This is a genomic window from Microbulbifer mixtoriginis (SeqCode) (assembly GCF_052467515.1).
In genome coordinates, this window is sequence record NZ_CP174314.1 from 4,347,951 (window position 1) to 4,362,222 (window position 14,272).

18 protein-coding genes are annotated in these 14,272 nt (G+C 50.8%); 8 read left to right on the forward strand and 10 right to left on the reverse strand.

All coding sequences use genetic code 11. The features are described 5' to 3' along the window. Window positions 1-74 precede the first annotated feature (74 nt). Window positions 75-401 (reverse strand): iron donor protein CyaY, encoded by a 327-nt coding sequence (gene cyaY / locus ACJJIT_RS18660; protein WP_444887768.1) that lies wholly within the window; start codon window positions 399-401, stop codon window positions 75-77. 105 nt (window positions 402-506) lie between these two features. Here cyaY and lptM point away from each other — a divergent pair, with 105 nt between their 5' ends. From lptM to ACJJIT_RS18680, 4 genes are all read left to right on the forward strand, one after another. Next, window positions 507-827 (forward strand): LPS translocon maturation chaperone LptM, encoded by a 321-nt coding sequence (gene lptM / locus ACJJIT_RS18665; protein WP_252084151.1) that lies wholly within the window; start codon window positions 507-509, stop codon window positions 825-827. Next, the gene (lysA, locus tag ACJJIT_RS18670) at window positions 824-2,077 is read left to right on the forward strand and encodes a diaminopimelate decarboxylase (protein ID WP_444899300.1); all 1,254 of its coding nucleotides are present in this window, start codon (window positions 824-826) and stop codon (window positions 2,075-2,077) included. Before lptM ends, lysA begins: the two co-directional genes overlap by 4 nt. A gap of 125 nt (window positions 2,078-2,202) precedes the next feature. Next, window positions 2,203-3,033, forward strand: coding sequence for a diaminopimelate epimerase (gene dapF / locus ACJJIT_RS18675; protein WP_444899301.1), 831 nt, complete (start codon window positions 2,203-2,205; stop codon window positions 3,031-3,033). Between the two features lie 83 nt (window positions 3,034-3,116). After that, complete coding sequence (locus ACJJIT_RS18680; protein ID WP_252084148.1) at window positions 3,117-3,854, forward strand: DUF484 family protein; 738 nt, start codon at window positions 3,117-3,119, stop codon at window positions 3,852-3,854. Between the two features lie 77 nt (window positions 3,855-3,931). Here ACJJIT_RS18680 and ACJJIT_RS18685 read toward each other — a convergent pair whose 3' ends face one another. From ACJJIT_RS18685 to ACJJIT_RS18705, 5 genes are all read right to left on the reverse strand, one after another. Continuing rightward, the gene (locus tag ACJJIT_RS18685; protein ID WP_252084147.1) at window positions 3,932-4,156 is read right to left on the reverse strand and encodes a hypothetical protein; all 225 of its coding nucleotides are present in this window, start codon (window positions 4,154-4,156) and stop codon (window positions 3,932-3,934) included. Between the two features lie 371 nt (window positions 4,157-4,527). Beyond that, window positions 4,528-4,866 carry a P-II family nitrogen regulator gene (locus tag ACJJIT_RS18690; RefSeq protein ID WP_152450594.1) on the reverse strand — a complete coding sequence of 113 codons (339 nt, stop codon included), beginning with the start codon at window positions 4,864-4,866 and terminating at the stop codon, window positions 4,528-4,530. Between the two features lie 86 nt (window positions 4,867-4,952). Continuing rightward, on the reverse strand, window positions 4,953-6,212 hold the full coding sequence (locus ACJJIT_RS18695; protein ID WP_444899302.1) for an ammonium transporter: 1,260 nt from the start codon (window positions 6,210-6,212) through the stop codon (window positions 4,953-4,955). A gap of 54 nt (window positions 6,213-6,266) precedes the next feature. Beyond that, window positions 6,267-6,605 (reverse strand): P-II family nitrogen regulator, encoded by a 339-nt coding sequence (locus ACJJIT_RS18700; RefSeq protein WP_444899303.1) that lies wholly within the window; start codon window positions 6,603-6,605, stop codon window positions 6,267-6,269. A gap of 46 nt (window positions 6,606-6,651) precedes the next feature. Then, a complete protein-coding gene (locus ACJJIT_RS18705) occupies window positions 6,652-7,407 on the reverse strand; it encodes a TorF family putative porin (RefSeq protein WP_444899304.1) in 756 nt (251 codons plus the stop codon). A gap of 422 nt (window positions 7,408-7,829) precedes the next feature. Here ACJJIT_RS18705 and ACJJIT_RS18710 point away from each other — a divergent pair, with 422 nt between their 5' ends. The 4 genes from ACJJIT_RS18710 (at window position 7,830) to ACJJIT_RS18725 (ending at window position 10,483) form a co-directional block, all read left to right on the forward strand. Further along, window positions 7,830-8,072: an accessory factor UbiK family protein gene (locus ACJJIT_RS18710; RefSeq protein WP_252084143.1), complete on the forward strand. Its 243-nt coding sequence runs from the start codon at window positions 7,830-7,832 to the stop codon at window positions 8,070-8,072. A 34-nt stretch (window positions 8,073-8,106) separates the two neighbouring features. Then, window positions 8,107-9,603, forward strand: a complete 1,497-nt coding sequence (locus tag ACJJIT_RS18715) for a YifB family Mg chelatase-like AAA ATPase (protein WP_444899305.1) — start codon at window positions 8,107-8,109, stop codon at window positions 9,601-9,603. Window positions 9,604-9,752: 149 nt separating this feature from the next. Next, the gene (locus ACJJIT_RS18720; RefSeq protein WP_444899306.1) at window positions 9,753-10,040 is read left to right on the forward strand and encodes a putative quinol monooxygenase; all 288 of its coding nucleotides are present in this window, start codon (window positions 9,753-9,755) and stop codon (window positions 10,038-10,040) included. Next, window positions 10,040-10,483, forward strand: a complete 444-nt coding sequence (locus ACJJIT_RS18725) for a MarR family winged helix-turn-helix transcriptional regulator (protein ID WP_444899307.1) — start codon at window positions 10,040-10,042, stop codon at window positions 10,481-10,483. Before ACJJIT_RS18720 ends, ACJJIT_RS18725 begins: the two co-directional genes overlap by 1 nt. Window positions 10,484-10,709: 226 nt before the next feature. Here ACJJIT_RS18725 and bla read toward each other — a convergent pair whose 3' ends face one another. From bla to ACJJIT_RS18745, 4 genes are all read right to left on the reverse strand, one after another. Continuing rightward, the gene (bla, locus tag ACJJIT_RS18730) at window positions 10,710-11,576 is read right to left on the reverse strand and encodes a subclass B3 metallo-beta-lactamase (protein ID WP_444900934.1); all 867 of its coding nucleotides are present in this window, start codon (window positions 11,574-11,576) and stop codon (window positions 10,710-10,712) included. A 5-nt stretch (window positions 11,577-11,581) separates the two neighbouring features. Then, the gene (locus ACJJIT_RS18735; protein ID WP_444899308.1) at window positions 11,582-12,550 is read right to left on the reverse strand and encodes an alpha/beta hydrolase family protein; all 969 of its coding nucleotides are present in this window, start codon (window positions 12,548-12,550) and stop codon (window positions 11,582-11,584) included. 120 nt (window positions 12,551-12,670) lie between these two features. Then, a complete protein-coding gene (locus ACJJIT_RS18740) occupies window positions 12,671-13,246 on the reverse strand; it encodes a GNAT family N-acetyltransferase (protein ID WP_444899309.1) in 576 nt (191 codons plus the stop codon). A gap of 449 nt (window positions 13,247-13,695) precedes the next feature. Continuing rightward, the gene (locus ACJJIT_RS18745; RefSeq protein WP_444899310.1) at window positions 13,696-14,265 is read right to left on the reverse strand and encodes a GNAT family N-acetyltransferase; all 570 of its coding nucleotides are present in this window, start codon (window positions 14,263-14,265) and stop codon (window positions 13,696-13,698) included. Window positions 14,266-14,272: the final 7 nt, after the last annotated feature.

The following is a 14,272-nucleotide window of genomic DNA, read 5'->3' on the forward strand; positions in this document are numbered from 1 at the left end:
GCCGGCCCCAGCAGGACTAGGAGCCCGTTTTTTGCATCCGGGCGCCTGGGGTACGGCCGATCAGTAAACCGGGATTACTGCGGTAATCCCAGTTCGACCGATTCACCCTGCTGCTCGCTCAGCACGCGATTGAGCAGGGTCGGTAGATTTTCCTCGGTGGTACTGCATTTCCAGCCGGGCGCGATAAAAGTGAGGTGGTAACCGCCAGACTTGGCAGCTACCCAAAGTTCCTGATTGGCAGATTGCCGGGAGAGAATAACCTGACTGCCATTATCCTCCAGGGTCAGAGTGAGCACGGCACCACTGCGCTCGTAATCGATATCCCAGTCACAATCGTCCAGGGCATCCTCAATCGCCATCAGGGTATGCTCAATGGCCGCTTCATATTCCGTTTGGCTCATCTTTTATTACTTCTGTTACCGTCTACTGTGTTCAATCTATTGGCTCGCTATACTATCAGGCTTTTGCCGAACACCGCTCTAAAGCCCGAGTGCAGGATGTCACCCATGCCAAAGAAAATGCTCTACCCCCTTTGCGCCCTGCTGAGTGCATCCGCACTCCTCAGTGGCTGCGGTCAGAAAGGACCGCTGTACCTGCCTCAGGCGCCGGCCGAACCCGCGCCAGCTATCACCACAGGCCCGCCCACTACGGTGCCCACTAGTAGCACGGCGGTGGAGCCGGATGAGCCGGTACTTGTTCCAGCCGGAGAAACTGTTGTACCGGAAGGGTACTCCGAACCAAACGACTATTCAGAACCTGGGGATTACTCTACGCCAGAAGACTACCCGGAAGAGGGCTACCCAGAGGAGCAAGCACCGCAGAAATGAGTGAGTTCAGTTATCGCCAAGGCAGCCTGTGGGCAGAACAGGTATCACTGGAAGAGGTCGCCGAGCGTTTCGGAACCCCCACCTACGTCTATAGCCGCGCCCACTTCGAGCGCCAATATCAAGCCTATGCCGAAGCACTGGACAGCCACCCGGGCCTGATCTGCTATGCGGTGAAGGCCAACAGCAATCTGGGTATCCTGTCGCTTTTGGCCCAGCTTGGCGCTGGGTTTGATATCGTCTCCGGGGGTGAACTGGAAAGGGTATTGTTGGCGGGAGGAGATCCCTCGCGAATAGTATTTTCCGGTGTGGGTAAAACCGCAGACGAGATACGCCGTGGCCTGGAAGTGGGTGTGCACTGCTTCAATATCGAATCGGAGGCCGAAATGCGCCGCCTCGAGCAAGTAGCGGCGGAGTGCGAAGCTGTTGCCCCAATCTCACTGCGGGTCAACCCAGATGTAGACGCACAAACCCACCCCTATATTTCCACCGGCCTCAAAGAAAATAAATTCGGCGTCGCCATCAGCAGTGCTCTGGATGTGTATTTATACGCAGCGCGCTCGCCTCACCTGAGAGTTACCGGGGTGGATTGCCATATCGGCTCCCAGCTCACCGAGGTGGCCCCCTTCCTGGATGCCCTCGACCGGCTGTTGATGCTGGTGGACACCCTCTCCGCCGAAGGTATCCAGCTGGAACACCTGGATCTGGGCGGCGGTCTCGGGGTCCGCTACCGGGGTGAAGAGCCCCCAGTAGTTGCAGACTATCTACAAGCGGTTCTGGAGCGTATCGGCGAACGCCAGCTGGGCCTGATACTGGAACCCGGTCGTTCGATTGCCGCTAACGGCGGCGTTCTGTTAACTCGGGTTGAATACCTGAAGCACACCGAAGGACACAACTTCGCCATTGTCGATGCCGCCATGAACGACAACCTGCGCCCTGCCCTTTATCAGGCCTGGCAGGATATAGTGCCGGTTACTCCGGGCGACGGTGAGGACACACTCTGGGATATCGTTGGCCCCGTTTGCGAAACCGGTGACTTCCTCGGCAAGAACCGCGCCCTGGCTCTGCGCGAGGGGCAATTACTGGCCATGCTGTCCGCCGGCGCCTACGGCTTTACCATGAGTTCCAACTACAATAGCCGCCCGCGTGCAGCGGAAGTGCTGGTGGATGGCGAGAATAGCTATTTAGTGCGCACACGGGAAACTTTCGACGACCTGGTTCGGGGTGAGACCCCGGTGCCTGAAAAGGTCTAACGCTTTGTGTCACCCTTGCCTCTTAATTACCAACCAACAGAATTCCGGGACGCCAGCAATGCCGGCGTCACCGGTGGCGAGCACCCCTAGGATGGCCCGCTCAATCAGTTTTACAGAGAAATGGAATGCGCGTTAAATTCAGCAAGATGCATGGACTCGGCAATGATTTTGTAATGCTCGATGGCATCAGCCAGAGACTCAAGCTGTCACCAGATAAAATTCGCCGAATCGCCGATCGGCGCCTAGGCATCGGCTGTGATCAAGTACTACTGGCAGAGCCGCCACGGGGGCCAGAGGCAGATTTTCGCTATCGAATTTTTAATGCCGATGGCGGCGAGGTGGAAAACTGCGGCAATGGTGCACGCTGTTTCGCCCGCTTTGTACGCGAACGCCGCCTGACGGGAAAAAAACGGCTCAAGGTCGAGACTGCTGCGGGTATGCTGCACCTGCGTGTACTGGATAACGACCAGGTCAGTGTCGATATGGGCGCCCCCGTTTTAGAGCCGGAGAAGATTCCGTTCAATGCCGATCGCCGTGCGGATAGCTACCTGCTGGAAGCCAGTGACGAGACCTTTACCATCGGTGCAGTCTCCATGGGTAACCCCCACGCCATACTGTTGGTCGACGACATTCACAGCGCCCCGGTAGTGACCCTCGGCCCTTTAATCGAGGCACATCCCCGCTTCCCCCAGAAGGTGAATGTGGGTTTTCTGCAAGTCGACTCCCGCAGCCAGGCACAGTTGCGTGTATTTGAGCGCGGCGTAGGTGAAACTCACGCCTGTGGCACCGGTGCCTGCGCAGCCATGGTGTATGCCCACCTGCGCGACCTGATGGATGAGCAGGTGGAAATCCGCCTTCCCGGCGGGTCCCTGACAATCCACTGGAGTGGGCCGAATCAGCCGGTTACTATGACCGGGCCCGCGACTACAGTTTTCCACGGGCAAATCATTGTTTAAATAATTTAGCGGGCGAGCCTCAGCTCTAATTTCGATAGAGCACAGGATTCACCACGCGCCCGCGCCAATGTGAACAGAACACGATGGAACACACAGACGCCAATCAAACTTCTGATGAGATTGTCGCCGGCAACCACAGGGAAACCCAGCGCGATGACAAGTTGCTCGCGCGCCAGGTAGCTCGCTACCTAATGCAAAACCCTGAGTTTTTTGTCGAGCGCATGGACCTGCTCGAAACCATCAAACTGCCGCGGGAAAATGGCAAGACCGTGTCGCTGATGACACATCAGACCAATCTGCTACGCGAGCGCAATATTGAGATGCGGCAACGCCTCGACCAATTACTGCACAATGCACGCGATAATGATCAGTTGTTTTTTAATAGCCGCCGTCTGATCCTCGCCCTATTGGAAGCACAGACGATTGGTGAGGCCACCACGGCTCTGTACAACAGCTTTTCCCATGACTTCAATGTGGAATTTACCAGCCTAACTCTATTTGGGCCGCTGGGCGTGTCAGCCGACAAGCTCGGTGAAGTGCGCACCAGCACACTCTCCAGCGCAGAGACGGCCATTGGCGCCATATTGCGTAATGGCCGCCCAATATGTGGAATTTTGCGTCCCGGGGAAAGAGAGTATTTATTCGGAGACCAATGGCAGGAAATTGCCTCCGCCGCAGTGGTCCCGCTCGGCAATCAGCTCGGCATGCTGGCAGTTGGGTCATCCGATCCTCAATACTACCGTTCCAGCCTCGGCACTCTGTTTCTCTCTTACATTGGCGAAGTTTTGGAGCGCTTGCTGCCCAGGCTACTGAATCCCTGAGGCCAACAGGCTTCGGGGTTTCCTGCAGAAAAGATTTTGCCGCCGACCTGATCTCAGGGGCGGCAACGTTGAAAGCACTAAATAGGTCGACTACCGTATTTTGGCTGCGGTTTCCGTGGCGGGTCGGCGGTGACGTCTGGATCGACTTCATTAATCGCCCCGCCACCGGCTAGAAATTCCTCAACATCAGAACTCAGCTGGCTTCTGGCGCGTTCACGGGAGGTAATGGAGCGCTCTTCGGCAAATTCCTCTGTATCCTTGCTGCGAGCGTTCTTACCCTGATCTTCATAACTATCTTTCATAGCAAAACCCTGTAACCCTTACTCCTGTTACAGAGGGAGTACCTCTGTGCCGCCCCTTCCCGCGGCGCCAATGAAATTGAAAGCCACCGGAGTAGCAATCGCCCACCGCATCAAAAGCGGCGATTAATATATAGGCACTTACAATCTACGCTGCCAGCTGCAGGCACCGGAGCCCGTAGAGTTTTTTGTTGGGAAAAAATCGAGGAGATATTGCAGTTTGTTATGGAGATTTAAGTGACAGGTAGGGAGAAACCTTCTAGTAGGAGACGACAGGGATCATTTTTAGGGGATAAAGAAAAGCAAAAGCCCCTTACGGGGCCTTAAACACACTGGGCATTATTAATAGAAATACCCTGATTAATCGGCAAACATTACACCGCTTCGCTACCGGTTTCCCCAGTACGGATTCGGATCACTTCCTCTAGCGCGGTGATAAAGATTTTTCCATCACCGATTTTTCCGGTTTGCGCCGCTTTGGTGATAGCTTCTACCGCCGCATCCACCATGCTGTCATCGACGGCCAGCTCCAGTTTAACCTTGGGCAGAAAGTCCACCACATACTCCGCACCACGGTAGAGTTCGGTGTGGCCCTTCTGGCGGCCAAAGCCTTTCACCTCTGTTACCGTCATTCCCTGGACACCGACCTCAGAAAGGGCAGTGCGCACATCGTCCAGCTTGAAGGGCTTCACTACGGCCGTTATTAATTTCATCTTGTGTTTTCCCCTGGTTTATCTTCTTTGCGGGAACCTCAATGCGACGGTCACCCCAATATTAAGGCGACGCCACTACCGAGCGACTATTTGCTCATAAATTCTGGGTAAGCTTCCATTCCACACTCGGCCAAGTCAACACCCTCCATCTCTTCATCCTCACTGACACGGATACCGGTTGCCAGCTTGAGCAGGTACCAAACCGCCAGGGAGCTTACAAAGACCCAGATAAAGATGGTTAGTGCTCCAACAAACTGGCCAACAAGTGTGGATTCCTCATTGGTAAGGGGGACCAGCAACAGGCCGAGCAGACCAACTACACCGTGCACGGAAATAGCACCTACCGGATCATCAATTCTGAGTTTATCCAGAGTAATGATGGAGAAGACCACCAGAACACCGGCAAACATACCGAACACAGTGGCCTGCAGAGCAGTAGGAGTAGAGGGCTCGGCAGTAATTGCCACCAAGCCCGCCAGCGCGCCGTTGAGCAGCATCGTGAGATCGGCCTTGCCGAACAGCAAACGGGCGGTAATCAGTGCGGCGATAGCACCACCGGCTGCAGCGGCATTGGTATTAACAAACACCATAGCTACAGAATGCGCACTGGCGGCATCGCCCAGTTTTAATACGGAACCACCATTGAAGCCGAACCAGCCCATCCACAGGATAAAGGTACCGAGTGTGGCCAGTGGCAAATTGGCACCGGGAATCGCATAAACCTGACCATTGGGTCCGTATTTACCTTTACGTGCGCCCAGCAACAGCACGCCAGCCAAAGCGGCGGCGGCGCCGGCCATATGTACGATACCGGAACCGGCAAAATCGGAGAAACCGAGGTCACCCAGGCTAAATAGACCAAAGACATCCTGGCTACCCCAGGTCCAGGAACCTTCCAGTGGGTAAATAAAGCCAGTCAATACCACCGCGAAAGCAAGGAAGCTCCACAGCTTCATACGCTCGGCCACGGCACCGGACACGATGGACATAGCGGTGGCGACAAATACGACTTGGAAGAAAAAGTCAGAAGCACTCGAATAAACGGAATCGCCTTCAAATCCATTACTGGAGGAATCGGCCAGTACAGTGTCAAGGCTAAATGCCTCAATGCCAGATAGCATCCAGTTGCCATCATACATAATGGCGTATCCGGTGAGCAGATACATAATGCAGGCTATTGCAAACAGCGCAACATTTTTGGTGAGGATTTCTGTAGTGTTCTTTGAGCGCACCAAGCCGGCTTCCAGCATGGCAAAACCCGCAGCCATCCACATCACCAGGGCACCGCACATCAGGAAATAAAAAGTATCAATTGCATACTGCAACTGAAATATCTGGTTTTCCATGTTTCTCTCCGTTCAAGTCTGTATATTTTTAAAATTATGTTTGTTGCTATCGAGTTAGATAGCGTCTCTGCCGGTTTCGCCGGTGCGTATGCGCACTACCTGCTCCAGGTTGGCAACAAATATTTTTCCATCACCGATTTTTCCGCTGTGTGCACTGGAGCCCAGTGCCTCCAAAACTTTGTCTAACTCAGAATTCTCTACGGCAATCTGCAGCATGGTTTTCGGCAAAAAATCCACAACATACTCAGCACCCCGATACAATTCGGTATGGCCCTTTTGCCGACCAAACCCTTTTACCTCAGTAACAGTCACGCCATTAACACCCACTTCTCTGAGGGCATCGCGCACGGCATCCAACTTAAAAGGCTTGATAATTGCGGTGATTAATTTCATGGATTCCCCCCAAAAAAATGCCCGCGAAATATCGCGGGCGAATTGATTACCAAGTATAAGTAGCACCAACTACCAGGGTTGGCTCACACCAATCGGTATCCCAACATTCCTCTTTACTGACATCGGTACCAACGTAAGCTGCACTCAGATTCAAACCACCGAAGTCTCTGCTGAGCGTTACGGAGTAATCGATATAATCATCGTCCTCATAAAGGAACTCACTACGCTCCATAAAAATGTTGTAACCAACATGCAAATCCAGGCTCAGATCTGCTGGCAGTGAGAAACTGTACTCCGCAAAGGTGTAATAAAATTCGTCGCTCTGCGCCCAATAGTCGGGAGAGTAAGCAACTCCGAGGGTCAGATCTGAAATGCTGAGGTTGCCGTAAATTTCCCAGTAATCTTCATCCTGGTCACTACCGTGATAGGCGTAATAGATATAGCCGACGTCGTAACTAATGGAGTCATTGATATCCGCGGAGAAACCACCGTAAAAATCCTGCTCGTAATCGGTTTCATCAAATCCATAAGCAAAATCCACTTGCGAAGCCCAGGTACCCACGTAAAAGCCATTGCCAAAATCCAGATCCAGACCACCCTGAATTGCGGGATTTCTATCCTTTTGGGAAATGCCTCGGAAGCGATAATCTGAAACCATACCCAGGTTGGCGCTGAAACTGATGCCCTCTTCCTGAGAGCTGCTGGAAGAGGTATTTTCTTCAGCATTTGTTAGATTGGCAGTGCCCAACGCCAGTAAAGCGCCAGCGAAAATAGTGGCAATTTTATGCTTTTTAACTTCCACTTTATTTCTCCTAAATTTCTATAGGCTGTATTTCAAGAGCTGTAATGGCGCCGCCTGCAATCGGTCCTGCACTGTCGGGTATGACAGAGGGTCTCTTGCGTCTTGTGAACCGCTACTTTCCCAGACTCCCAGTGATCGTAAATGGCACACCTGCCTTTTCATTGCAGACTTGATGCCAGGACAGCAATATCCAATAAAATCAATAAGTTAACGGGAAAGCAGACAACCGGAATAAATACGAACAATGAGCCCGCAAAGTCTCACGCACCAAGATGGAACTGTTTGTCATCGCGTGCACAGAAGTGGGGAATCTTGCAGAGGCAGTGATCAGAATAGTGCACAAAGAGTCAGCTTTTGTGGCTATAGGGTGTGGGTTACAATCTGGTGCCATTAAATAAGATTTTGACAGCAAGGAGTTGCCCGTGGCTGCGGACAAACTGCAACAACTCTTAAAAGAACTGCAACAGCAAGGCACAGTAGTTACCAATGACCTGCGCAGTGCGCTGGAGGTTTCACTGGATAAATTGCCGCTGGTCTCCCAGCGCGAGTTCGATACTCAAGTGGAGATACTGAGGCGCACCAGAGAAAAATTGGCTCGCCTGGAAGACAAGGTGGAAATACTGGAGCAGGCTCTCGCACAGAGAGAACACAAACCCGAGGATTAGTTCTTCCACAAGCCGCCGCATCAAGGATGAAAATGTGAGCCTGTCAGTTAGCTACACCCGTGCCCAGCTGGGTGTTAACGCCCCATTGGTCACCGTTGAGACCCACCTGGCCAACGGGCTCCCCGCCTTTCATATCGTCGGCCTGCCCGAAGCTGCTGTGCGCGAGAGCCGCGACCGGGTACGCAGTGCCCTAATTAACAGCCACTTTGAATTCCCCCAGCGGCGTATCACCGTTAATTTGGCCCCCGCGGACCTACCCAAAGACGGCGGGCGATACGATCTCGCCATCGCTATAGGCATACTCGCCGCCTCCGGCCAAGTGCCTAGTGAGCCCTTGGAAAGCTACGAATTTATCGGAGAGCTCGCCCTTACCGGCGGAATACGCCAGGTCAGCGGCGCACTTCCTGCAGCCATCGCCAGTGCTGCAGCTCAACGCCTATTAATAGTGCCGAAAGAAAACGGCAGCGAAGCCGCCCTGGCTGGCAGCGAAATCGCTAACGCCAACTCGCTTCTTGAAGTGTGTGCAGAACTGCATGGCCGGGAAAAATTACCCCGCGCCGAGCAGCAATTAGAGCGAGTAATTACACACACTGCAGACCTCGCTGATGTTCGCGGCCAGCTCAAGGCAAGACGGGCCTTGGAAGTCGCTGCAGCAGGAGGCCACAACCTTTTGTTCTATGGTCCACCGGGTACAGGCAAGACCATGTTAGCCAGCCGTTTGCCCGGTATATTGCCGCCTTTAACCAGCCGTGAATCTATAGAAGTGGCAGCTGTGTACTCCAGCGCTGGATTACCCCACCAGAGTCACAGGCCCTTCCGCGCCCCCCACCACAGCGCCTCCCCAACCGCGCTGGTGGGCGGCGGTAGCACACCGCGCCCAGGGGAGATTTCCCTGGCCCACCGCGGGGTCTTATTTCTAGATGAAATGCCGGAGTTTCCCCGCCATGCCCTAGAGATATTGCGTGAGCCGCTGGAGAATGGCGAGGTGCGTATTTCCCGCGCCAGAGCGCAAGTTACCTTCCCAGCCCACTTCCAATTAGTGGCTGCGATGAATCCCTGCCCCTGTGGTTATTTGGGGGAAACTCGTTGCCGCTGTACACCGGACCAGATAGACCGCTACCGCAACAAGCTGTCCGGACCCCTGCTGGATCGTATTGATATGCAGGTGGAAGTTGGCGCAATGAGTGCAATACAGTTACAGGACTCTCCTCCCGGTGAGTCATCTGAGAGTGTGCGTGAGCGAGTCTGTAATGCCCGCCAACAGCAGTTACAGCGACAGGGAACGATCAATAGCTTGCTAAAAGGGGCGCCGCTGGAAAATCACTGCGCCCTAGGTGATACCGAAAAACTGCTACTGCGACAGTCAGTAGAAAAACTTGGACTTTCCGCACGCAGCTATCATCGAGTGCTTAAAGTCGCGCGCACTCTGGCGGACCTAGCCAAACAGGAAAGAATTGGTACAGCACAAATTGCCGAAGCGTTGGCTTACCGGAACCTAGACAGACGCCAGGCAAGCGTTCATACACATTAAAAGCTCTTTACGCCCTCTAAATCTCGAATATACCGCCAGAGTGAATTCTCATTGCTACAGCGCCATCAGCTGTATATTGCACTGATATTTGACAGGTCAAAAACTATAGTTATCATGGTAACTATATTATACGCTGCTGAGTTAACCTTATGAATAATCACCTATTCATTATTGCCAGAATTTTCCCCAAGACAGAATTCTTTGCGCAAGCCAAACAGGCCATCTTATCCATAGTGCCAAATACTCTCGAAGAGGAGGGCTGCCTGCAGTTCGCAGTGCACGAGGATAAGGAATGCCTATTTTTATACGAGGAGTGGCGCAGCCAGGAAGACTTAGAAAAGCATTACACCATGCCCTATATCGCTCCGATATTCGAAGCCTATCAAGAGTGGCTAAAAGAGCCGGTGGAGATCAATAAGCTCAAGAGACTGGCCTAATGTTTTTCCTCAAAGATCTTCCCTCGCAACAAATGATTGAAGGATATGCCAAACGTTTTTCAGTAAAAGATCTCACAGCCGTTCAGGGCGCACTTACCATGATGCGGGATGCAAGCCTACTTTTACGAGAGCTGGAGAGCTATTTTACTGAGCACGGAACCTCCCAGCTGCGTTTCCTAGTAATGATTGTTATCGACCGGGAGCCACAAAGAGACAGCTTACTAGCTTCAGAAATTGCAGAACGAATTGATGTTTCTCGGCCGGTAATGACACGAACCTTGAAAAGTATGGTGGAAGATGAGCTTATCGCTATGGTAGCAGATTCCAGTGATGGCCGAGCAAAATGTATAGCACTCACTAAGAATGGAAAAAAATTTTTACAGAAAATTTTGCCTGGGTATTTTAAGACAATTTCCAAATTTATGGAGGAACTGAAAAAATGAAGGGACCGATAGTACACGCCCTGTGCATATGGGCATTGGTTTATCCCATTGTTACTCTATTACTTCTGGGGATACAGGCACTGGAATTGCAAATTGCAATTGGTTTAAAGGCTTTAATAATGACCGCCATTCTGGTCCCACTAATGTATTTCTATCTTGTACCAAAGGTACATCAATTTTTGACCCGGCATTAATTATGCCGGGTGTATTTTAATGGCATCAATAATTAATCATCTGAATTTTTCTCAGCTTCTAGCTTTTTATTTAAGCTTGCTTCTGCTTTCTGTGCATATTGACCACAAGTTACCCTTTTGTTCTGTATAGCTTGGTTTTTAAACTCCCAGCCACTGGCAGGTGCATGAGGGGTAAGTAGTAAATCACAAGGTAAATCGCGCACACGGGCGAAGCTTGTGCGGAAGTCCTCTACGATATTGGGGTAGCGGCTATTATCAATCAGTTGATAACCCGGCGCTGTAAGGCTATCCACATAAGCGATGTCTGTAGCTTTACCATCAGCTACATCTTCCCAGGTCCAGGCCATACTGCCCGGTGTATGACCTGGGATAAAATGTACACGTAAACGCAAATTTCCCAGAACCACTTGCTCGCCATCATGCAGAATACGATCTGTCTTTACTGGGGGATATAAAAGTTCGTCGGCAAAGTGAATATCATTGGCACCACCGCGAGCCATTAACACAGCCGACTCGGCATTGGTTACTACCTGTGCACCAGTCACGCGTTTTAACTCAGCTAAGGAACCTACGTGGTCTGCATGGGCCTGACTGTGCAAGATTAGCTTGAGATCCGAGGGGGCGACTCCCAACCTGCGCATATTCTCCAATAAATGCTCAGCCGTCTGCTCCATGCCACCGTCAATTAGAATCGATCCCTCTTTGCCTTTTAATAACAGTGAGGTAATTCCCTCTGTACCTATTTGCCACGTATTATCTGCTATTTTAAGAGGCGCTACTGGCTGGCGCCAGGATTCTGGCACTTTGTAATTTTCCAGTTGCGGCAATACGGAGAAATTTTCAGCCATCGTGGTACTGGCGTAAACTGTCATTACTATCGCGGCTAGCTTGGCTCTTATATTCATCAATTGCTCTCTATTTTCTTTACACCGGATATACATCTGGGTGCTCCATTAAGTAAGGTATTTTCTATCCATCCAGCAACTCGTTCAAAAACCTCTCCTCGGTGATTCACACCATCGGTATCATTCAAATAGTGATCGTAACCTGGATACTCCCAATAAGTTAATTCACATCGCCCCGCGCTTGTATAAGCATCACGCGCTGCACGGCCGGAGCTGACAGGAGAGGACTTATCTTCTGTACCCTGAATCAATAAGACAGGAACATGGCTATCTAATAAGTCATTGACTGGTACCCGATCGACAACATCGGCCCACCAGCGCATAGAATTCCCCCCCCAGACTTCTACGCTTTCAGGATTCGTCCGTGCGTAAGCGAGTTTGGCATCGACTTCTGTCGCTACATGAGGAGGAACCAAGGACTTAAGTACCTCAGCAAAAGATTGCCCGAGGCCACTAGAGAAAACTACAGCCGCATCTGGATTTAATTTGGGGGCCAAACGGGCAACTACATCTCCGCCCTCTGAGCCACCAAAGAGTACCAGCTTGCCATTCCACCAGTCAGAACCTTTTAACTCATCAACAATTTGCACAACATCCCGGGTGCGCTGCTCAACGGTATGGTTCGTCACATAAGCCTGTGAGCAATCTTTAAATTGGTCATTGGGGCCATCCGTATGGGTAACCCCGTATTTCTCTACCAATAGCACGGCAAATTTTGGGGCAATCTTCTTAACTTGTTGTACTGTCTTATTCTTAATGGCAGGAAGACAACCTGAGCCCTGAGCGATCAATAACAAGCCGTGAGACTCGCTGTGGGCAGGAAATTCTAGAGACCAATAAAGGGTTGAGGTATCCGGACGTTTACTCGTATTTTTTATGAACTCCGCATGAGCCATTGGCAAACTGAATAACAGCAGAATATTTATAAGGACAGCTTTTATTGCCTTTAAACGAAACAGATTCATCATAAAACACCTCCATTTGCTTTTGTTTCTTATGTTTATTGAGAGTGCTGTTTATGACGCAAGTCCATTAAATAGGTTCCATTGAATAGCTTAAAGACTATCTATAATTTTAATTTAAACCACTTAATAGGATTTTCCGCCTATCTGCTCCCACCAGGTATCAAACGAGAGCCGATACAAACAGTGAGGCCGCAGGGGGCTATTTTCCGGTACCAGTGGATGATCAAAGATTGAGGCGTCACGACTCATACCCAGACCATGCATCATTCTTTGTGAAGGAAGGTTTTGTAATGCAGTACACCCCACTACCTCAGTAAGATTTAATTGTTCGAATGCTACTGCAAAGACAGCCTTGGCCGCTTCACTGGCATACCCCCGCCCCCAGAAATCCCTGATGAAGCGGCAACCAAGTACCACACTTGGAGAGAAAGGCAACTCAGCCGAAGCATGTTTAATACCAGCGAAACCAATAAATTGTCCATTCTCTTTCAATTCCACCGCCCAGTACCCCCACCCGTATTCATCGATATGTTCCTTAAGGGTATTTAGTAGCTTATTACTTTTAGTTCGGTTCAGGGTGCAGGGAAAGAACCGCATAACCCGAGTATCTGCATTTAAATGAGCAAAATCACCACGATCCTCTTCTCGCCATTGGCGAAGGACTAATCGCTTTGAATCAGGCTGAATCAATCTGGCCATTGTCTGGGTAGCTACGCGCTGAGAAAATTCCTGGTAACACCTATACCTTTAAGACCATTTTGAAGTAATGAAAGTCCAGTTAACTAAAAAATGATTAACTTAAATTTGGCGAACTTTTTCTGCCTTCATAAAGCATCAAACGGACTAAAAGAAATGCAAACCGTTCTATAGGTGTATGTATTCCTTTCCAGCAGAACATACACACCCTAAAAAACATCTGATTGTGGGAAAATTTACCAGGGAATCACTCAATATTCATGGAGCCCTTGGCTTTCAGAATGGTTCTCGATAAGGCGCGACTTCGCAGGAATGTGTAAGCCTTTCAAGATGTCGCAATACAGAGTGTGAGTCACATAGTAAGCTGCGCAGGGAGGACCTTGAGGCCGCAAATGAATACGAAACTAATCAGGGGCCCCTTTTTCAGCAAAAGAGCACCCAGAGTTGACAAATTATTTGATTGAATGCTCTATAGACCACTCATCAGCATTGATACGATATAAACAATGTTTTAACAAAGGGCTTTCAGTTGGAACCTGCGGATGTTCAAAGACAAGAGAATCCCGCCGCATACCCAACCGCTCCATCACCCGCTGGGAGCGAAGGTTCTGTAACGGTGTAAAAGAAACGACCTCACTGAGATTCAAGGTATTAAAAGCTACATCCAAAGATGCTTTTGCGGCTTCACTGGCATAGCCTTTTCCCCAATAAGGGAAGGCCAAGCGCCAGCCAATCTCTACCGCCGGTGCGAAGGGCAAATCTTCAGTCACATTTTTCATACCGACAAACCCGAGAAACTCTTCGGTTTCTCTCAGCTCCAAGGCCCAAAAGCCCCAGCCGTATTTCTCAATATGCGCAATACTGCGATCCACACCGGCGTCACTCTGCTGTCGCGTCAGCAATGAGGGGAAAAACTCCATCACCCTGGCGTCGACATTCATTTCAGCAAATACAGGCTTATCTTCCTCTCGCCACTGGCGTAGCTGTAAGCGTTCGGTCGTGGGTTGTATTAATTCAAGCATGGAATAT